This window comes from Paenibacillus marchantiae, from assembly GCF_028771845.1.
In the GTDB taxonomy this organism is placed as follows: Bacteria; Bacillota; Bacilli; order Paenibacillales; family Paenibacillaceae; genus Paenibacillus; species Paenibacillus marchantiae.
In genome coordinates this window covers 4,347,839-4,368,225 of record NZ_CP118270.1, presented here as the reverse complement: position 1 = coordinate 4,368,225, position 20,387 = coordinate 4,347,839, and the positions used below count along the sequence as shown (strand labels likewise).

At 45.5% G+C, this 20,387-nt stretch carries 12 protein-coding genes; 4 read left to right on the top strand and 8 right to left on the bottom strand.

All coding sequences use genetic code 11. The features are described from left to right. Positions 1-40: 40 nt before the first annotated feature. Positions 41-628 (bottom strand): NAD(P)H-binding protein, encoded by a 588-nt coding sequence (locus tag PTQ21_RS19905; protein ID WP_274566851.1) that lies wholly within the window; start codon positions 626-628, stop codon positions 41-43. Between the two features lie 244 nt (positions 629-872). On the opposite strand from PTQ21_RS19905, the gene PTQ21_RS19900 reads away from it, so the two are divergent. After that, a complete protein-coding gene (locus tag PTQ21_RS19900) occupies positions 873-1,790 on the top strand; it encodes an AraC family transcriptional regulator (protein ID WP_063565135.1) in 918 nt (305 codons plus the stop codon). A gap of 181 nt (positions 1,791-1,971) precedes the next feature. Then, positions 1,972-2,430, top strand: coding sequence for an OsmC family protein (locus PTQ21_RS19895; protein WP_274566850.1), 459 nt, complete (start codon positions 1,972-1,974; stop codon positions 2,428-2,430). Positions 2,431-2,550: 120 nt separating this feature from the next. Here PTQ21_RS19895 and PTQ21_RS19890 read toward each other — a convergent pair whose 3' ends face one another. Both PTQ21_RS19890 and PTQ21_RS19885 read right to left on the bottom strand, forming a co-directional pair. Beyond that, entirely contained in the window at positions 2,551-6,618 is a 4,068-nt protein-coding gene (locus tag PTQ21_RS19890) for an S-layer homology domain-containing protein (RefSeq protein WP_274566849.1), read from the bottom strand. A gap of 229 nt (positions 6,619-6,847) precedes the next feature. Next, positions 6,848-8,359: a glycoside hydrolase family 30 protein gene (locus PTQ21_RS19885; protein WP_072732756.1), complete on the bottom strand. Its 1,512-nt coding sequence runs from the start codon at positions 8,357-8,359 to the stop codon at positions 6,848-6,850. Positions 8,360-8,713: 354 nt separating this feature from the next. Here PTQ21_RS19885 and shc point away from each other — a divergent pair, with 354 nt between their 5' ends. Further along, on the top strand, positions 8,714-10,609 hold the full coding sequence (gene shc, locus PTQ21_RS19880; RefSeq protein ID WP_090949762.1) for a squalene--hopene cyclase: 1,896 nt from the start codon (positions 8,714-8,716) through the stop codon (positions 10,607-10,609). 122 nt (positions 10,610-10,731) lie between these two features. On the opposite strand, the gene PTQ21_RS19875 is transcribed toward shc, so the two are convergent. Continuing rightward, complete coding sequence (locus PTQ21_RS19875) at positions 10,732-14,115, bottom strand: galactose-binding domain-containing protein (RefSeq protein ID WP_274566847.1); 3,384 nt, start codon at positions 14,113-14,115, stop codon at positions 10,732-10,734. Between the two features lie 577 nt (positions 14,116-14,692). Further along, positions 14,693-15,748: a YeiH family protein gene (locus PTQ21_RS19870; protein WP_090949757.1), complete on the bottom strand. Its 1,056-nt coding sequence runs from the start codon at positions 15,746-15,748 to the stop codon at positions 14,693-14,695. 182 nt (positions 15,749-15,930) lie between these two features. On the opposite strand from PTQ21_RS19870, the gene PTQ21_RS19865 reads away from it, so the two are divergent. Continuing rightward, positions 15,931-16,824, top strand: coding sequence for a LysR family transcriptional regulator (locus tag PTQ21_RS19865; RefSeq protein ID WP_274566846.1), 894 nt, complete (start codon positions 15,931-15,933; stop codon positions 16,822-16,824). Positions 16,825-16,854: 30 nt separating this feature from the next. Here the strand turns inward: PTQ21_RS19865 and PTQ21_RS19860 are convergent, their stop codons facing one another. Genes PTQ21_RS19860 through PTQ21_RS19850 form a run of 3 tightly spaced genes read right to left on the bottom strand, consistent with a single transcriptional unit; the run spans position 16,855 to position 20,358 of the window. Next, a complete protein-coding gene (locus PTQ21_RS19860; protein WP_274566845.1) occupies positions 16,855-18,477 on the bottom strand; it encodes a glycoside hydrolase family 13 protein in 1,623 nt (540 codons plus the stop codon). 59 nt (positions 18,478-18,536) lie between these two features. Next, positions 18,537-19,430: a carbohydrate ABC transporter permease gene (locus PTQ21_RS19855; protein WP_079697595.1), complete on the bottom strand. Its 894-nt coding sequence runs from the start codon at positions 19,428-19,430 to the stop codon at positions 18,537-18,539. A gap of 13 nt (positions 19,431-19,443) precedes the next feature. Further along, positions 19,444-20,358, bottom strand: coding sequence for an ABC transporter permease (locus tag PTQ21_RS19850; RefSeq protein WP_063565144.1), 915 nt, complete (start codon positions 20,356-20,358; stop codon positions 19,444-19,446). Positions 20,359-20,387 lie beyond the last annotated feature (29 nt).

The following is a 20,387-nucleotide window of genomic DNA, read 5'->3' as shown; positions in this document are numbered from 1 at the left end:
CGTACATGAATTTATTATCTCCATTTAGGAGTACACTGAATTAATGGGGTTTACTCACACCAAGACTGCGTCGTATTTCCAGTTCTGGTGACTCTGCCAGCTTAACCACCAGAGCGGCCACGCTTTTGCAGGATACTTCGCTTCCTTTGAAAGGCTCGCCTTTCTGGGTTATTTCATAATCAATCTCGTTTGATCTGGTAAACCACGCTGGCCGTAAGACTGTATAATCTAGATCTGAAGCTTCAACAATGGAAGCTGCTTTACGATAAGGGTCCAATATACTGCTGTACTTCTGTCCAGGCAATTCATCGTAGATCCCCATAGAACTGATAAAAATTAGTCGTTTCACTCCTGCAGATTTCATCGTTTCCACGATGGTTCTGGCGTACTGTTCCAGATCACCTGCAAGATTGACATAGACAACGTCCACGCCATTCATGGCGTCTTTCAATTTGACTTGATCCATCACGTCACCGTCGATCACACGCGCACGATTCGAATCGATATTTCCAAGCCTGCTGGATTTCCGCAAATAGAGTGTTAGCCTGACATCGGTTTCCTTGAGAAACAAGTCTATCGCTTCGCGGGCGATTTGACCGTTGGCACCCAAAACTAATACATGACTCATTCCCATACCTCCTTTTGTTCAGGATAAATTTTCTGTTTTCGTAGAAGTACTACAGGTTTGCTGGCTGATTGCCTTTTTGCGTCCCCTTGCTTGATTCTGCGAGCCTAATATTATTATGCCGAACTGAAGGAGCGAAGCGGTATATCATTTGTCTTAATTGATTGCCTGATCCTCTCAGTCCCACTTTTGTCTAAGGTCGTTAAGTCTTATAATTAAGCAAGAACAACTTGCAAGGAGGATATGTATGTCCGATAACGCAGTGCAGCAGAAACAGGAACTCACCGAACTAATCAAGCGCCATTCCATTCATAACAGCTCTAAGGAAACGGTAATCCCTTCCCTGTATGTCTATCAGCATTCCAGCATAAGTGAGCCTGCTTACAGGGTTTACAAGCCTTCCTTTTGTGTGATCGTTCAAGGCTTGAAAGAAATCTTGCTGGCACAGGAAAGATTCGAATACGGACCATCCAATTATCTAATTGCTTCCATGAACCTTCCAGTGATTGGTCAGATTATAAAAGCATCCACTGATATGCCTTACCTGAGTCTGAAGCTTGAGTTTACACAGAACCAGATTCTTGAAGTACTGAATGAATGTAATATTAAGGTCACGTCTAAAGAAAACGCCAGACGCGCCCTATTTGTTGGACAGATGGAGCCCTCCATTCAAGATGCTGTACTTCGATTGGTTCGGCTGCTGGATACACCAGGAGAAATCCCGTTCCTTGCCCCACTCTATACGCGGGAGATCCTGTACCGGCTTTTGCAGGGACCTTATGGAGCTGAACTGGCCCAGATTGCAGTGGAAGGCAGCAGTAGCTACCGGATTCGGGAAGCCATTGAGCATATTGTTCGACATTGGGAGCAGCCTTTTCGAATCGAAGATCTTGCGGAGACAGCCAATATGAGTGTGTCCTCGTTCCATCGACATTTCAAAGAAATTACCGCCATGAGCCCACTTCAGTTTCAGAAGCAGCTGAGGCTTCAGGAAGCACGTCGTCTCCTTATGGCTGAGTCAGCTGATGCTGCGGATGTAGCATTCCGGGTTGGTTACGAGAGTGCGTCGCAATTCAGCCGGGAGTACTCCCGCATGTTCGGCGCGCCGCCGAGAGCAGATATCAAACGTTTGAAGGAAAAATATGATCATGTTATGAGTGAATAAGTACACCGGCTGAGAAGTTGAAATGTTAGGGAAATGGATAGCATTATGCTATCCATTTTTTAATTTAAAGAGTGAATATCTAATTCTATTCCCATCCTTATATTGACAACTTGTGATTCATGGAACTATAATCCATACTAAACCAAGTTACATACAATGTTTTATAAAGGAGAGGTATCGGATGGCTAATGTTCAGACTTTCAAAGCTACTGCACACCTACAAGATGGGGTTAAAGTAATCACCAAAGCAAGACAATTCGAACTGATCATCGATGAGCCAACAAACCTCGGTGGTACGGATACAGGAATGAATCCTGTAGAAGCTTTACTTGCCTCCCTTGGCGCATGTCAATCCATTGTGGCCCGGATCTATGCATCCAAATTCGATGTCGTCCTTGATGATTTCAGAGTTGAAGTTGAAGGTGAACTGGATCTTGACGGATTTTTTAACCGATCTGATGTACGCCCCGGTTATTCCGATATCCGATACACGTTTTATATCAAAACCAGCTCATCTGAAGAAAAAGTTGAATCATTTGTACAATTTCTAGAAAGTAAATGTCCTGTGGGTGATACGATTTCCAATCCGGTGAATACCAAGCTCAATCGCGTCATTATCGAAAATGGGATATCATTGTAACAAAACGAATGAACCAGGTACAAAAAGATATAAGCAATACAAAAACATACAAACAATACAGAAAGGCTGCTTCCCAGCAAGTTAAACTTGCTGGAGAGCAGCCTTTTTAAAATCTTGGATTTATTTTGTGAATTGTTTTGTCAATTGAATAGTTCTTTCGATGAGTCCAGCGGCTTCTGCGCGAGTTGTATTCCCTTTTGGCTTCAATGTTCCGTCTGGATAACCGTTAACAAGCCCATTAGTAATGGCGGCAGCAAGTGCTGAACGTGCCCAACCGGATATTTCAGCGCCGTCGGAGAAGCTGATATTACTGTCTGAATCAGCGATCTGCGCTGCACGAACGACCATTGTCGCCATTTGCTCACGGGTCACCAATTCATCTGGACCAAAGGTGTCATCACTATATCCATTTACAATGCCCAGACCTGCCGCAGTGGAAATTGCGTCTTGCGCCCAATGCGTCGTAGTATCCGCAAATCCTTTGTCAGCAAAGCCTTGCAGATGTAAAGCCTTAATTATAAGAGTAACAAATTCGGCTCTGGTAATTTTTTTATCCGGTCTGAAACTGTTATCCGGATAACCCTGGATCACACCGAGTTCAACCAAATCCATAATACTGCCGGAAGCCCAATGTCCTACGAGATCCGTGAAATTCTTGGTTCCTTCCGGAGCTTGCGTTACGGTCTTATCGGATACCAGAACAGCAAACTTGGTAAAATGATTTATGGTTCCTGATACCGTTCCATTCATTTGATCCACTTTCATATTATCGAGTGAAACCCACTTTTGGGCCTGCTCGTTGAACCAATACAATCCCACTATTAATTTGTCAAAGTCCACCTTGTTCTTGTCGAATGGCAAGGTGACAGTTACCGGTTTGCTGAAATTCCCGCTCTTGCTTGCAGTAATCTCATAGACATCTCCGAGCAGTTTCAATGTGGAATCGGTAAACAGATTCAACGTTTGGCTTACTATATTTACGGAAATGACGATGCTGCTTTCCATCGCTCCGGCTGGCACATTGATTTTGACCCCGCCCAAGCTCAACGATCCACCATTAACACTAATCGTTCCACTGTTGGCATTGGTACCCGTTTGATCACCATTCGTTCCTCCAGTTGGAGTTGAAGGAGTCGAAGACGTTGGTGGAACCGAGGTGGAATCTCCGGCTCTGACGACAGTTATACTGTAAGTCTTGCTTGATCCATTACGTGCTTGCACCGTAATTGGAATTACATTTTTTCCAACAGACAACCCAAAAGATTGATTTATTCCGTTTGCATAGGGTTCACCTTTAGCAGACAAAGTAGCTTGGCTATCCGTAGCCTTCGCCGTAATACTGATGGAGTCTGTTGCTTGTTCAACATTCAGAGTATACGCCGTAATTGCAGGATTGAATGCTGGAGTCAAGGAGCCTTGATCAACAGATAAATTATCCAATGTGGAAACGTCAATCAGCTTCCCTGTTCGCATATCTTCCTTTACAAGCGCAAAATCTGCTGCGACCTGGTGGGAGTAATCCTCCGCTGCATTAAGAATAAAGTTCTGCAAATCATCCCAGATGGGTACGATATTTGTTACAAAACGTTCCTCAAAACGGTAGTTCAACTCATCGGATACCTTGTCCAAGCGCGAGCTTGCATAAGCGTAAGCCTTGGCTGCATCGACCAAATACTGCTCCAGCTCTTGCTTGTTCTTAAACGGCTTATCCGTGTAATCCCCTTTAAAAGGTGAGACTTCCTTGATCAGATACGAGCGATTCATTGCTTCGAGTACACCCAGATAAGAATCGGGATCAACTGAAGTTTTAAGATAAGCATCTTTCGATAAATTGGCGTCCCGGGTCTGCTCTTTCACGTCGAGCAGAATATCATCCGTATTGGCCTCACTTGCTCCTTCGATTAACACATTGTAGCGTTCAACCCCAATGCTGCCAATTCCCTGATGAATGCGGCGTACAATATCCTTTATCTTAAAATAGGCATCGAATTCATCATCGCTCAGATTGAGGAAATTGCTTCTGACTTGCAATTTGTATGCTTCCCAAGCGTCTTGCAGGGAAGATTTCTCCGCATCTGTAGCGGCTTCAAACTTATCGGAGTTGCCGGCAATGTTTAATTTTCCATCAAGTGCCCGCTTCCCGAGCAACTTTTGCAATGCTTCCTCATAAGACACTTTGGAGACTTTGTCCATGACCTCTTTCGTATATGGAGTTACATTGCTTTTGGTCAACTTAGTGTTTTTGGGGCTTATCTCGCTATTAATCTCCATCAGAGTATCCTTATAGGTATCTAGAAAAGTACGAGATACGTCCCGGAAATCGGCGTCCTGCAGATTGGTAATCGCAGAGCTGTCTTTTTCGTATTTGACTACATAAATACTTGTAACAAAGCGAATCAGATCATCATAAAAGCTGCCGATGCCGGAAGAATCCACATCGTTCAAGCTGAACACCATTTGATTAGTACTGTCGTTAAAAGTTCCCACATTCTGAATATGGGCATCGCCTTGCGTGTACGTAAGGATGTCCTTCTCATTCCAGCCTGGAATGACCGAATTCGGTGAAGGAATAAGACCCGCTGCCAGATCAGCCTTGAATAAGGAATGTGTACCACGCAGGAAGGTATATTCATTCGCTCCCATGGCGTCACTTCCATATTTATATTCTTTAGTGGCAGGGTCATTAAAACCTGTATTGTCCGCTATGATGCTGTTTTCAACGACATGTTTGCGATTCTCATCAGCAAGAAGTGGTTGACTGTACCGAAGCAGGGGGACGCTGATCACTTCCGAAGCCAGGCAGTCCGGATCCTGCACAGCCTCAGCCATTAACGTCACATTCAACATGACGGAGTTCATGACAGCAGAAGTGGATATACCCGAAATGGATAGCGTAATTGTACGATCACTGCTTCGGCCCTCAGCCTGGATACTCCAGTCTCCCTCAGGAAGGCCCGTCACACTGTAAGCATTCGAGTCCAATACCCCATCCACGGGAACGCCGGCGCTAAGATTGAGTTGGATCGTGGTATTTAAGTCCTTCGCGCTGTTCATACGAATGTTGGACGATGAGGAGTCCAATGTTGCTACAATCTTATTGGATGGTGTGAATTGAGCCAAAGTTACGGTGTTGCTTCCTTGATACACCGTTAAGGATGAGGTTGGTCTGTGTACTTGATCCCACGCACCAGGATGAATCTCAAATGTCAGAAGACTGTCTGAAACCACATTCCCGGTATCGTCTCCAGTTATGGTCACTTCGATCTGATCTCCGTTCGCATTGGCTTCAGCAGTGAATCCTGCCGGGAGGCCGAGCACACTGAAGTCATCGGATGACCATGGTCCCTGCTTTACCAAGCCTCCAAATGCATTCAACACAATCTTGTTATGTACAGGATCTACGCTCGAAGCCGATTGCATTTCTAACCTTTGATTACTTTCCAGAATGACATAGGCGGAAGTTGTGCTTGAATTGCGAGCCTTCGCCCCTTTGACCTTCTCAAAGTCATTTCCGTTATTCCGAGTGTCCCAGTTGTTTCCGCGATTCGGAAACGCAGCTTCTTTAGTGGATTTCTCCGGATTTAGCGGATCGAACACCAATCGTTGCATGGTGTTTTGTTTGCCAGCTTGTGGAGCCGGACTTCCCCAATAAGCATCTGCATTATATCCAACAAAATCAACCACATGTTGCTGTAAAGCGTCAGCCATCGGATCATTGGCCGTCAACAGTTGTGTCGTATTCAACAAAACCAGCTTTCCATTGTTGTTATCTAGTTTAAATGAAGCTTCAGTCGCATCCGGCTGTGGAAGCTGCTCCCCGACATTACCATTGCTGCCAAGCGCAATCAGATAATAACCAAATGCCGGAATCTGGGCAGTCATTGTCCCTAGCTGAGCTACTTTCCAGTTATTCTTTTGGTTATCAGCAAATTGTATAGACCAGTCGTTCAGCGAAACAGGTTCTGCTGTCGGATTATATAGTTCTACAAAGTCGTTGCCGTACACGTCGAGTACGTCGTCTTTTTTGCCTCCATAAAAATGGCTGATCACCACGTTTTTCGCTAAATTGCTGGTGTTAAGGTTTTCTGATGCTGCAGCATGTCCGATTCCTGCAAATGTCCAGAATGATTGGATAACCATTACTGCCACAAGGATCGTCGCTACCCAGCGTTGATTGATGTCTTTCAAGTTGTCTAACCCCTCTCCCATATAAAAGCTCAGGCTAGTATATCAACCCAATGTAAGAGGACAGTTAAACTAAAAATTCATAATATTAAAATTGTAAAATCCTTGAATATGTAAAAATCACAACAAATGTATACGATGGATGATCTTTAAATAAAAACAAATGAAAAGAGCCGCGACTGCTCGCGGCCCCTAGCTTGTTGGATGCGGGAATCTGAATTCCTGCTACCCCTTAAGAAACATTTCCATTCCATTTATACGTCATAGCGGACTTGCCTGGAATAGTGACAACGAAGCTTTGGCTGCCCCATTGGATCTTCACATTTTTCGACGAGCTGGAAGAGTTGTAGGCAACTACCACTTTGGAACCGTCCGGATTGCGGAAAGCCACATTTTTGACTTCAGATCCAGTGTTGCTGTCAATGCGGTATGCATTGGGTACTACAAATTTACTAAAGTGACCCAGCAAATAATATTGTTTGTGATATGTGACATTATTCTCAGGTGCGTCATTACGGTTGTCCGAGTTGCGGATTGTAATCATGCCTTTGTTCGTGTTGTTCGGTGATAGCAATGCTGGACCGTCTTTTTGATCCAGGGCAGCATTCCAGAGAATGATCGATTTGGACCAGTTTCTCGTAATATTAATGAACTCATTCATCATATTATCGAAACCAGATGAGGTACCATTCTGCGGATCATTCCAGTTGCCGAAACCACCCTCCGTGAACCAAACTTCCTTGTCCGGGTGACTGTTATGCATGGAGGTCATTGTTGATCCGTCCCCACTGTCATAATGGTGGAATGCGCTCCCGGATACGTAACTACCCTTGCCTGCGTTCTTCAGATTCGTAATGACCTGGTTCGGGAAGGTCCAGTTCAGAAAGTTATGGTCGAATGCAATAATCTTGGTGTTGATTCCGGCATTGCGGAGTGTTGGTCCAAGATAATCGCCGATAAAGCCCGTCTGATCCTCTACATTCATACCCATGGAAGGATAATGGGATGGCTCGTACATTGGCTCGTTTTGCAACGTAACAGCATAGATGGGTACCCCTTCAGCCTGGTAGGCTTCAATGTACTTTTTGAAATAATTCGCATATGTTCCGTAGTGTTCTGCTTTCAGTTTGCCGCCGTTCAGATTGTTGGAATATTTCATCCAGGCAGGCGCACTCCATGGGGAACCCATTACTTTGATATTGGGATTCTTGGCGATTGCCGCTTTGACCATGGGCAGTATGTAAGCCTTGTCCCGGTCGATCGTGAATTGGCTGAGTGAAGTATCATTTGCCGTATCGGCATAGGTATAGGCGGCCCAAGCAAAATCGGAGCTTCCGATCGGCTGTCTCAATAAGCTAAGTCCAATGCCTGTGTTGCCAAACAGCCTCTCCATCACTTCCGCGCGCTTATTATTATCCAGCTTGTAGTTCATGAGCCATGCGGAAGCATCCGTTAATGACACCCCAAAACCATCCATCTGCTGATACGTTTGGTTTTCGTTGACCGTAATGGTAACATCCGCATTGCCTGAGTTGCTGCTGAAGTTTTTTGATGCAATCTTGGTGAGTCTGGCATCTGTTCTAAGCCCCACTGCTGGTTCAGAATTAGGGTCTGAAGTTGAAATCCATACCTCCACCTGTTCACCCGCTGCATGCGCAGTCTTGGGCATATATGAACCATATGAACCCGCCGTTACCAGAAAAGTGGACAGCAACACTAACGCACTCTTTTTCCATATCTTCATAAACATATCTCCTTTGATTTATGATAATTTGGACTGCCGAATATCAAATACTACAAAATGAAATCGATTTCATTTTAAAAATCATAAAGTCCTTTTTTCAGTTATTGCATGTCGTAGTACTTTCACCTCCTTTTTGAAGGGTATCGGAGAAAGATGTAGATCAAAATCTTGTAAGCGTTAACAAAGATATTTATACACTTTATTGGAAAAAATTTCAACACTAAATTTTATTTTTTTATATAAAATTGTAGAAAATCCTGAAATGGACTGGATTCTACGCTCATTCTGCTCCTCATTTCCCCCTGATTGCCATCATATAATACAAAAATGACGTCCTCTGGAGGTATCCCTGGAATGAGCCATGTACTGAGCGCAATTGATGAGGAAATAAATCGGATCATGACTTCCTTGCTTCAACAGCAGCAACAAGATGGTTCCTGGCATTTCTGTTTTGAGAACGGTACGGTAATTGATGCTTATGTCATCATTCTCTTTCGGATATTGGAAGTCCCGAATGAAGCGCTGATCCGGGAGTTGCATGATCGTATCCTTAACGAACAGCAACAGGATGGATGCTGGAAATTGTACGCCGATGAAGAGGATGGAAATTTATCCGCATCGGTTGAAGCGTACTACGCCCTGCTATACTCCGGGTACAGCCAGAGTACGGACGAGCCAATCCAGCGGGCCAAACAGTATATTCAGTCCAAAGGAGGTATTGGAAAAGTTAGCAGCATTTTGACCAAAGCCATTCTTGCCGCTACCGGACAAATGAAATGGCCTTTATCCATCTCTATGATCCCCCTGGAAATACTGATGTTCCCTACCTATTTTCCCATCAACTATTTTGAATTTTCCGGTTATTCCAGAGTTCACCTCACTCCCATGCTCATTATGGCCGACTTGCGCTTCGCTCTTACACCCCCCCATGCGCCCGATCTATCTGATCTGACCGACTCACGAAATGTTGGAGATGAGCTAACGACTCCGGGATATCAGGAAATGCAGGACGACATTCTAAGCGGGAGCAGCCGACTGATCGGTAACCCTCGCCACATCCACGACACTGCACGAAAAAAGGCAGAACAGTTCATAATAGAGCGGATTGAGTCTGATGGCACATTATACAGCTACGCCAGCAGTACAATTCTCATGATCTTTGCCCTATTGGCCCTAAAATACGATAAGCAGCATCCCCTGATTACAAAAGCCATAACCGGACTCACGGCAATGCAGTGCCGTTCTTCTGGAGGTCAAACAACGATTCAAAACTCCCCCTCTACCGTATGGGATACGGCCTTAATCACCTACGCATTGCAGGAGGCTTCTCTTACCGATGACCATAAGGCTATTCAACTCGCGGCCTCCTATTTGCTCTCCCGTCAGCAAGATAAAAGAGCCGACTGGAGCATCCATAATCCGAATACCGTCCCTGGAGGATGGGGATTTTCGGAGTCGAATACAATCAATCCAGACGTGGATGATACAACAGCAGCTTTACGGGCTATTCGAAGCTTGTCCACTACTCTTCCAACGTTTCAGGAATCCTGGAATCGTGGGCTGAATTGGGTCCTGTCCATGCAAAATAAAGACGGCGGCTGGCCGGCATTCGAAAAAAATACGAACAAGGAGATGCTCACCTGGCTCGCCATCGATGGTGCCAAATCTGCGGCTACAGACCCTTCAGAGGCTGACCTAACGGGACGTACCTTGGAGTACCTCGGAAACTTTGCCGGGCTTGATACCAGGCTTGAATGGATCAAACGTGGAACAAAATGGCTCATTCGAAACCAGGAGAAAGAAGGCTCATGGTACGGAAGATGGGGCGTATGTTATATCTACGGTACCTGGGCTGCATTAACCGGTCTTACGGCAGTTGGACTACCAGCAAGCCATGTTACATTGCAAAAAGGAGCGCAGTGGCTCTTAAGCATCCAGAACTCCGACGGTGGCTGGGGAGAATCCTGTCAAAGTGACCGACTCTTGCACTATGTGCCATTAGGGGAAAGTACTCCTTCCCAGACCGCTTGGGCACTTGACGCGCTCATTGCAGTTCAACCCAAGCCTACACCTGAGATGAATCAAGGCGTTCTACGGCTTATTGCATCAATGCACGAGAACGATTGGAGAACCTCATATCCCACAGGCGCAGGTCTTCCCGGGAACTTTTATTCCCATTATCACAGCTATACATATATTTGGCCTCTTCTCACGTTAAGTCACTACAGAAGCAAATATGGGGTATCTTAAAAACTTACTTTACGGGCTATTTTTCAATATTTCAGTTCCCGATCAATGTTCACCCATACTTCATTAAATTAACCTAAAAAAACAGGGAACTCATAGAGCTCCCTGTTTTTGTTTGAAATAATTTATTGAATGATCAAATTAAAGCCATTTTGAATCTGATTCACATTAGGGTTGGCAATGTTGCTTGTTGTCAGATTATTGAATGTGGCAGAACCATTACCGGTATAAGTGTATATTGCTGCACCTTTATGTGGGGTTGTGAACCTAGATGTCTCAATTCCGTCCAGACCGGTACCATTAATGTTGATGTTATTAAACACAATATTCTGGAAACCGCCGCCGTATCCGAATTGAACAGCACTGCGCTGCGTATTGAGGATGTCAATATTGGTAAACGTAACGTTCTTGATGGAATCATTGGAAGCTTCAAGATCAATAGCTCCGCGTTCACCATTGTACAGATCTTTACTCGTGCCGCTGTTAATAATCGTTGTATCGGAGAACAGAATACCTGTGTTATCTTGGAAATGGTATCCAGGGAAAACAGTGTTCATCCGGATCGCCGAACCGCCAACCGTGTCAACAATCAGGTTGTTGGTTGCCTTATGTCCACTGCCACCAAAAAATGCAATGCCTGCTGCGCGCCAGTTATTCTCAATCGTGTTGAACGAGAATGTGTTGTTCACACCGGCAGGAGCACCATTCACGTTGCTAGTCCATACGGCCAGACCATCATCACCATTGTTGCGGACACTGCTGTTGCGTACAGTCGAATTGCTCGTGCCTTGGGCAAAGTTGACACCGTCAGCAAGGTTATTCCGAATACGACTGTTCTCGATCACTAGGCCATCGGCAATGATTGCAGGTGTGTGGGCGTAATCCCCTACCCAGAAACCACATTCAAAGTGCTCAACCCATACGTTGCTAACCTTTGAATTTTTACCGAAATTGTCCATAAAACCTTTGTAAACTGCATTCTCGTTATAGCGCGAACGCAGCATGGAATTCATATAAATATTGCTGAAATCCAGCTTACCCTGCACACGGAAAGAAATTCCGCCTGAGGCTGCATTAGGGTTAGTAAACTGAATGTTCGTATGCCAGATGCCTGCACCTACAATGGTGAGGTTGTTAATCATATTCGTCGGCGTACCAATTTTCCACATATTGCCCAGATGGAACGTGCCCTCAGGGATATATAGAGTCTTGCCTGTAGATACCGCGGATTGGACTGCCGCTTCGAATGCGGCAAGGTCATCTTTTCCATCATTTGCAATCGCACCAAAATCGGTTACAGAGACAGAGTTAGCCGGGCGCGGGATCACCGCTTGAACGGGTTCGATTTCGAGGAAATCCACACCGTATTCCAGGTTATCTCCATTGTTTTTCTGAATACGAATGGTATCTCCAGCTTTTAGAGGTGTATCCAGTTTCCAGTGCACTTCATCAAAACGGAACAACGGACGTCCTGCACTTGGCGTATCCCCCGGATGATCACTGGAGAAGTACTGCCAATTGTAGTAGGAGGTCAAAGGAACCGTTTTGGCCTTGGTCCCGTTAACATAAACGTCAAGTGCGCCGTTAAGACCCATGCCATCTGTGGAATCCGGCATCGTGAATCGCATGGTTACACCTGCGCCTCCCTCCCCTTGTCTAACCGTCCATTGAGCATAAGAACCGTTGGAAGGAAGTGCGATATAGCGCTGGCCAGAGGCTTCCGAAGCCGTAAGAGCCTGATCAAAGGTTGGTGCGGATTTCAGTGTGGCACTGCCACCACGCGTAGCATCATCCGTATCATACCGGGTATAAGGCATGCTTGCACCACGAGCTGAATATACGTTCAAACCTGTTGTAACGACGTTATTCGTTTGTTTGACCGGAGCTTCATTGTTGTCCACTGCTACGGTAGTTGTCACATTGTAGTTACCAGTTACTGCAGTCCAGGTACCTACATTGACATTGACCGAAGCTCCAGGTGCCAATGTACCGGTATAGGAACCACTATACGTCTGAAGTGTTGCTCCGGCAGCGTTCTTGAGAACCACTGTAACTCCGTGTGCACCACCTGCGGAGGCCATGTTGCCTTGATTTTTCAGATTAACTGTAAATGTTACTGTGCTGTTTGCTGTAGGGGTTCCTGGACTCCAAGAGACCGTGCCTACCAGATCAGAACTTGTAATCGGTGCAACCACCAAAGAAGAAGCGTGTGTGTAATTATTGTTTCCCTCATTCTCTTCAATGATCTGGTTATTCTCATCCACCTTGGCACTGAGCGTATATGATGCAGCTGCTTTATTGCCAGCATTAAGCGAGACCGTAGTCGAAGCCCCTGCTTGCAAAGCAGCTACTGGTGAGGAACCCGCCAGTTCATTGTTTAGATAGAAGTTGACGCTAGAAGCTGGAGAAGCAGCGGAACCAATGTTTTTGACGATGGCATTAAGGGTGATGGCATTGTTCTCCACTGGAGAAGATGGAGACCAGGACATGCCTGTAATCGTCAGATCAGGATTAGGTGCAGGTGTGCCGATTACCTGAAATTCAGCAATTTGCCCGGCAGGAGCGCCCGAGTTCGTGGTAATGTTCAGTTGCAGACGTTTAACCGTGGCTGTAACGGGAATGGTCACCGTGTTACCTGAAGCCGGGTTGAATGTATATGATTGGGCGGAAACCAGATTGCTGAAGGTGGTTGTATCCTGGTTATGTCCAAGCACTTGAATGGTCTGTGTTCGGGTGCTCCAGACCGGATCCGGGTTTAGTTTAAGTACAATGGATGTAATCTTATGATTGGAGCCGAGATCCAACGTCAGTGAGCTTGGATTGCTGCCCCCTTCCCAGTACGAATTGATATTGTTATCGTTTGCATTCGCAGCTACGAAGGATAAGGTACTGGACGATGCAGTAATCGACTTACCGATGGCGATGTTGCTTCCCTCTGTAGGGATGATTGGGGGATCCACAGGATCGGGGCCAGGTAGCGTTGGTCCCTCACTGGCTGGACCGTAAATTTCAAATGTCGACAGTTGAGCTGCCGGCCACTCGGAATTGCCCGTTACGCTTAAGCGAACGTACCTTGTCTCGACAGCAGGAAAATCGATGGTAACCGAGTTCTCCCCAACGGTTGGATTAAATACATAATCTGCAGAACCCACGATATCCGTGAACGATGAACCGTTGGTGCTACCTTGCACGGTTATCGTTTGGGTTCTCTTTTCCCACACTGTCGGAATCTTCAATACGATTTGGTCAATGTTGGTGCTGGTGCCAAGATCCACTTGAATCCATTGGGGGAACGCGCTATTCGTACTTTCCCAATAGGTTGCTTGGTTACTGTCAATCACATTGGTCGGGCTGTATGTTTGGTTGTACCCGCTCGCGGTAACCTGTTTGCCCTGTGCCAGGTCCGGTCTTTCGGCTGCTGATACAGGAGATGGAAATCCGACAGTCAGGAATACGTTCGAGATCAGCATCGTTAATACGAGTGACCACATAATGTACTTGTTGCGCAAATTCAATACCTCCTCAGGTTATTAGCAAAATGGTTTTTCAATGAAAATGGACGGTTGATCTGCCTTATTTTTTCGCTGCGCCGATCATCACCCCCTTATCAAAGTACATGACAAAAAAATAGCAAAGGCATTCAAAAAGGATTGTGAAACCATAATATTGGGTCGCTACTTACCTTGAGGAGTTTCTTGGATAAAATGATTTGCTTTTCTGCTTGGATTTGTCATCTATGGAATAGATTAAGTATAAACCGCTTCCAATTCTCCTTATCGGACCCCTAGAGACGGTATTCGGACTTCTGATGTTCCATTTTGGATGTTAACGAGCAGCCTTAAGGCTTGCGAGCAGAAAATACATCGTTATCCAGACTTTCCTGTGTGTATTTCGGACGTTTGAACCAAAAGAGGGAAATATTTATAATTTTTCAAGCGATGGATTTATACTATTCCTTTCGTGTTCATTCTGGATCTAATGACCAGCATCTTTCAAACAACAAAAAGCACGCATTGATCCACTTAGGGTCAATGCGTGCTTTTTGTTAACGTCATTTAGGGGAATACCTAAGTTTGAACACACGCCTTAGTTCAGGCCAAAGCCACAAACGAGCATGAAGCCGAGAATGGACAACACAATAGAGCCCAGTAATCCTGCCAAAAAAGGTTTCTTGCCTAGACGACGGAAGGTTGCAATATCCACACCCAACCCCAATCCAGCCATCGCCATCGCCAGCAGCATATAGGACAGAACCAGAAGTCCCGAGATCATCTCTTGTGGAATAATGCCCAGCGTGTTTAATCCACTCATAGCCAGAAACCCGAAAATGAACCAAGGCACTGGCAATTCTCGCCAGCGGATACCTTTAGATGATTTTTGCTCTCCACCACGCGCCTGTCGTGCACTCCACAAACCGATGATCAGTGCAATCGGGACCAGCATAGCGACCCGGGTTAGCTTGACGATAACTGCCATATCTATTGCCGCTTGCCCTCCTGGTGCAGCCCCAGCGATGACGTGTGCCACTTCATGCAGTGTAGCTCCTGTGAATAAGCCATATCCTTTCGCACTTAAACCCAATACCGGGTATAACAATGTGTATGCAAGGGTGAAGATTGTTCCCAATATAGCTACCGTGGCCGCACCTACTGCCGTTTCTTCATCTTTGGCCTTGATCTGTGGCGCAATCGCGACCACTGCCGCTGCACCGCAGATGGCTGTTCCACAAGCAGTCAGCAGCCCTATTCGTTTGTCGATCTTTAACCATTTGCTCAGTCCGTAGACAACAAAAATCGTAACAACAACATTAATTGCCGCTAGCGCAACGACTTTGTAGCCTGCATGGACAATATCCAGAAGGTTCAACTTCAAACCAAGCAGGATGATGCCAAACCGCAGCAATCGTTTTGCCGAAAAGGAGATCCCTGATTGAGCGGTCAGCGGAACGCCACGCACTGCCCGGTACAGGATACCTAGCAGAATTGCAATAACCAATTGACCCATAATATTTAAAAGCGGTAGATAACCCAGCAGCTTGGCGATAAACGAGAGTAATAAAGTCAGTCCGATCCCCTGCAGAAATCCCCTGTTCCTAACACCTTTTATGTTTTTAACGAATCTCAATTGGGTCTGTAAAATCATAGCTCCACACTTCCTTATTGGATAAAGTATATCCTTACTATAGAAGTAGACAGGAAGGAAGTGAAATATGAATCTGCGATCCTAATCATTACAAAAACTTATGATTGATTAGGTATCTTATGCTAAAATGAGCTCAATAGGCTTATAACCAAGAAAATACACTGTTCAAATGAGGAATTCTAATGATAACTGATGCGTTAAAAGTCTTCGCTACCGTTGCGGAACAAAGCCATTTCTCCAAGGCCGCAGAACTGCTGAATCTGTCCCAACCTGGGGTAAGCCTTCATATCAAAAATCTGGAGAATGAGCTGGGAGCCAAGCTGCTGCATCGTTCTCCAAAACAAGTGTCCCTGACTGAAGCGGGGGCAATCCTCTACAGACATGCCAAAGTCATTCAGGCCCGCTACGATGAAGCTCGGCAGGAAATTCAGATGCTGCGGAATGAGGTGACCGGAAGCATTCAGATCGGAGCCAGCTTCACCATCGGTGAATACATTTTGCCTAAGAAATTGGCAGAATTCGCATCACAGTATCCGCAGGTCAACATTCAGGTTACGATTGGCAATACCCAAGAGATTCTGTCTGCGGTTAGGGGAAATCAACTGGATATCGGATTTGTGGAGGGTGAAGCTCAAGCCTCGATTGACCTTGACGTTATCCCTTACATGAAAGATGAGATGATCGTTGTAGCTCCTTCCGGTCATCCCCTCACCGGTTCCGTCGTGGTAGAGCAGAATATGCTTCAGGATCAGGTCTGGGTTCTTCGTGAGTTGGGTTCGGGAACACGCGCGTTTAGCGATCATTTTATGGAACTGACTGCAATCCGTCCCAAGCGGTCCTATGTTTTCACCAGCAGTCAGGGTGTGAAGGAAGCTGTTGCTGCGGGACTCGGAATTGCTATGGTATCCAAGTGGATTGTTCATAAGGAGCTGGCAACCGGGGAAGTCGAAGAACTGCGAATTAGACAGCTACATCTGGAACGCAGCTTCTCCATCATTCGTCACAAGGAACATTCACATTCCATGGCGCTTGATGTTTTCTTGCAAAAGCTTCTTTTTGTCAAAAAAGAGGGTTGAAGGCTATTCGCCATCAACCCTCTTTTGAAATTACACAAGAAGATACATCCTTGCTTCATAAGGACGAAGTGCGTTTTCTGAAACAACGTCCGAATAGTTACTAATTAATAATCTTTTATCCCCTGCAAATTCGCTTGGAAGCTGGAATGGAACAACTTTGCCATAGAAGTTGCACAGGACTAGCAATTTGGTATCACCAAGTGTTCGTGTGTAAGCAAAAAGGTTGGTGTCTTCCGGATACAACAGTTCATAATCCCCATAAATGATCACTTCATGCTCTTTTCGCAGCTGAATCAGTGTTTTATAGTAATGGTAAATGGAATCTGAATCATGTATAGATTCTTCCGCATTAATCTCCGTGTAATTCGGATTTACCAAAATCCATGGTTTGCCTTCCGTAAAACCCGCATTTTCGGAAGCATCCCACTGCATCGGCGTACGTGCGTTATCACGGCCTTTTGCATAAATGGATTCCATCACTTCTTCCTCTGGATACCCATTCTCGACCCGTTCCTTATACAGATTCAGCAACTCAATATCACGGTATTCTTCAATTGGGTAACGTACGTTCGTCATGCCTAACTCTTCACCCTGGTACACATATGGCGTACCTTGCATGCCATGAAGAAGAGTAGCCAGCATTTTGGCAGACTGCACACGATATTCCCCGTCATTTCCCCAACGGGACACGATCCGCGGAAGGTCATGGTTGTTCCAGAACAAGCTGTTCCAGGCTTCTCCTTTCAGTTCGGTCTGCCATTTGGATAACACTTTCTTTAATTGAAGCAGATCCAGCGGCTGGAGATCCCACTTGCCTTTCCCCTCCTGCTCATCCAGGCTAATATGTTCAAATTGGAAGACCATGGATAGTTCACTGCCGTCCGGGTTGCTATAAAGCTTGGCACTCTCGGGCGTTGCTCCCCAGGTTTCTCCGACGGTTAGCAGATCACCCTTCTGGAATGTCTCTTTACTGAGTTCACGCATATATTGGTGCAGATTTGGCCCATTTCCTGTAATTTTGAGGTCAGGCTGCTTGCCAATCAGATCGATAACATCAAGACGGAAACCACCTACGCCTTTATCCATCCACCATTGAATCATATCGTATATCTCCTGCCGTACCTTGGGGTTCTCCCAGTTAAGATCCGGTTGTTTAGCAGAGAAAAGATGCAGATAATACTGTCCCAACTCGGGGACCCATTCCCAGGCCGATCCACCAAACGTTGAACCTAAATCGTTGGGAGGTGTTCCTTCCACACCATCTCTCCACACATAATAATCGTGGTACGGATTATCCTTGCTTTTCCGGGCTTCCTTGAACCAGGGGTGCTCGTCTGATGAGTGGTTAAGCACCAGATCCATGATAATTCGGATGTCCCGCTTGCCCGCCTCCTGAATTAGCAATTCCATATCTTCAAGTGAACCAAACATCGGATCGATATCCTGATAATCGGAAATGTCATACCCGTTGTCATCTTGCGGAGACTTGCACACTGGTGACAGCCAGATCGCACCGATGCCAAGATCCTTCAGATAATCGAGTCGGGATAATACACCTTTCAGATCCCCGATTCCGTCACCATTGCTATCTTGAAAGCTGCGGGGATAAATTTGATATACGACAATTTCTTTCCACCAATTTTTATTTCCCATAACGCACCACCTTTCTCTTGAACCAGATTCTGCTTATCCAATATCCGTTTCATTCACTATTATTCTTTTACCGACCCCACAACAATTCCGGTTACAAAGTATTTTTGCAGCAGCGGATAAATCAGCAGCAGCGGAATGACAGCCACTACGATTTTGGCTGCATTTAGATTTTTGTTCGAAATCTCAGTCAGATTGCTGAGCTGAGCAGAGTTTGTGCCGGATTGCAGAAGTTCAGCAATATTTACGTTAAGAGACTGTATGTAGGTCATTAACGGATAATTGCTGACTTTGGTCATATAGATCAATCCACTAAAGAAATCATTCCATGTGCCCACGATACTGAATAGGGATACAGTCGCCAGCGCCGGAATAGAGACGGGCACATACACTTTGAACAGAACCTGCAATGCGTTCGCTCCATCGATAAAAGCCGCTTCTTCAAGCGCTTTAGGTACTGCGGCGAAGAAGTTCATAACAAGGATGACACTGAATATCGGGACAGCACCTGGCAGTACAAGCGACCAAATTGTATTGAGCATATCCAGGTTTTTGATCAACAGATAACTAGGGATCATGCCCCCACTGAACAGCATGGCAAAAATCATGACATTCATATATATATTTCTGCCCTTAAACTCCCTTTTCGATTTGGAGAGCGGGTAAGCCATCAAAACAATAAGAATCATGTTGAGTATAAGGGATAGAGCCACACGTAGAACGGAAATGCCAAAGGATCGCCAGAACTGCGCATCCTCAATAATTTTCGAATAAGCGGCTGTTGTAAACTTGACGGGTAACAGACCTACGGCATTGGCCGAGACGGCCTCACTGCTGCTGAATGAAATCGCAACGATATTCCATAATGGAAGGAGGCAGATCAAAGCCAGCAATATAACGATGGCGTAGATGACAAACCGGCCCATTCGGTCTTTCAGGCTTGCGGAATAAGACACAAGTTTCGCCTCCTTAGAATATTTTTCTGTCGGTGTATTTTTTGGCCAATTCGTTGGCGGACAATAATAGAACAATACCGATCACTGACTTGAACAACCCAACAGCCGTACCAAAACTATACTGTCTACCAACGAGACCAATCCGGTATACATAGGTATCCAGAATATCGCCCGACTCATAGACAACCGGGTTATACAGATTGTAGATTTGATCGAAGCCTGCGCTCAAAATATTGGTCAGACTCATGACCCCCATGAGCAGGATAATAGGCAGCATACCCGGCAATGTAATATGCCATACTTTTCTCCACCAGCTCGCTCCATCTATGCCTGACGCTTCATATAGGCCGGGATCAATCGAGGTAATTGCAGCCAAATAAACGATGGAACTATAACCGAATTCCTTCCATACGTCCGTCCCGATAATTAGCGGTTGGAACCAGGTATTGCTTCCGAGAAAATTAATATTTTCCAAGCCGAAAAAGGCTAAAATCTGATTTACACTTCCATCCAGGCTGAACATGTTAACGACCACGGAGGCCAGAACGACCCAAGACAAAAAGTGAGGCAGATATACAATGGTCTGCACGGATTTTTTAACGAATTTAAAACGGATTTCATTTAATAAAATGGAAAAAATGATGGCCATCAGTGTCCCGAGTAGAATCTTGGCGATGGCAATCACCAACGTATTGCTGATCACTTGGCCGATGTCCGGCAGTTTGAACATATAAATAAAATGCTTGAGTCCAACAAACTCGGAGCCAAACATACCTTTGGCTGGTACATAATCCTGAAACGCCGTAATGACACCAACCATTGGAATGTAGCTGAATACCAGCAAAAATAAAATGCCTGGCAACATCATCATATGATACATGGCACCCGTGCCCAAGCGGTTTCTTGCTTTATATTTTTCCTGCTTCATGGATGAACCCCTTTCCTGAAGAAAGGCTG

Coding starts and splice junctions, on each gene's coding strand:
- PTQ21_RS19860 (WP_274566845.1), bottom strand. CDS start 18,477: ATGGGAAATAAAAATTGGTGGAAAGAAATTGTCGTATATCAAATTTAT.
- PTQ21_RS19895 (WP_274566850.1), top strand. CDS start 1,972: ATGGCTAATGTTCAGACTTTCAAAGCTACTGCACACCTACAAGATGGG.
- shc (WP_090949762.1), top strand. CDS start 8,714: ATGAGCCATGTACTGAGCGCAATTGATGAGGAAATAAATCGGATCATG.
- PTQ21_RS19870 (WP_090949757.1), bottom strand. CDS start 15,748: ATGATTTTACAGACCCAATTGAGATTCGTTAAAAACATAAAAGGTGTT.
- PTQ21_RS19865 (WP_274566846.1), top strand. CDS start 15,931: ATGATAACTGATGCGTTAAAAGTCTTCGCTACCGTTGCGGAACAAAGC.
- PTQ21_RS19850 (WP_063565144.1), bottom strand. CDS start 20,358: ATGAAGCAGGAAAAATATAAAGCAAGAAACCGCTTGGGCACGGGTGCC.
- PTQ21_RS19885 (WP_072732756.1), bottom strand. CDS start 8,359: ATGAAGATATGGAAAAAGAGTGCGTTAGTGTTGCTGTCCACTTTTCTG.
- PTQ21_RS19900 (WP_063565135.1), top strand. CDS start 873: ATGTCCGATAACGCAGTGCAGCAGAAACAGGAACTCACCGAACTAATC.
- PTQ21_RS19905 (WP_274566851.1), bottom strand. CDS start 628: ATGAGTCATGTATTAGTTTTGGGTGCCAACGGTCAAATCGCCCGCGAA.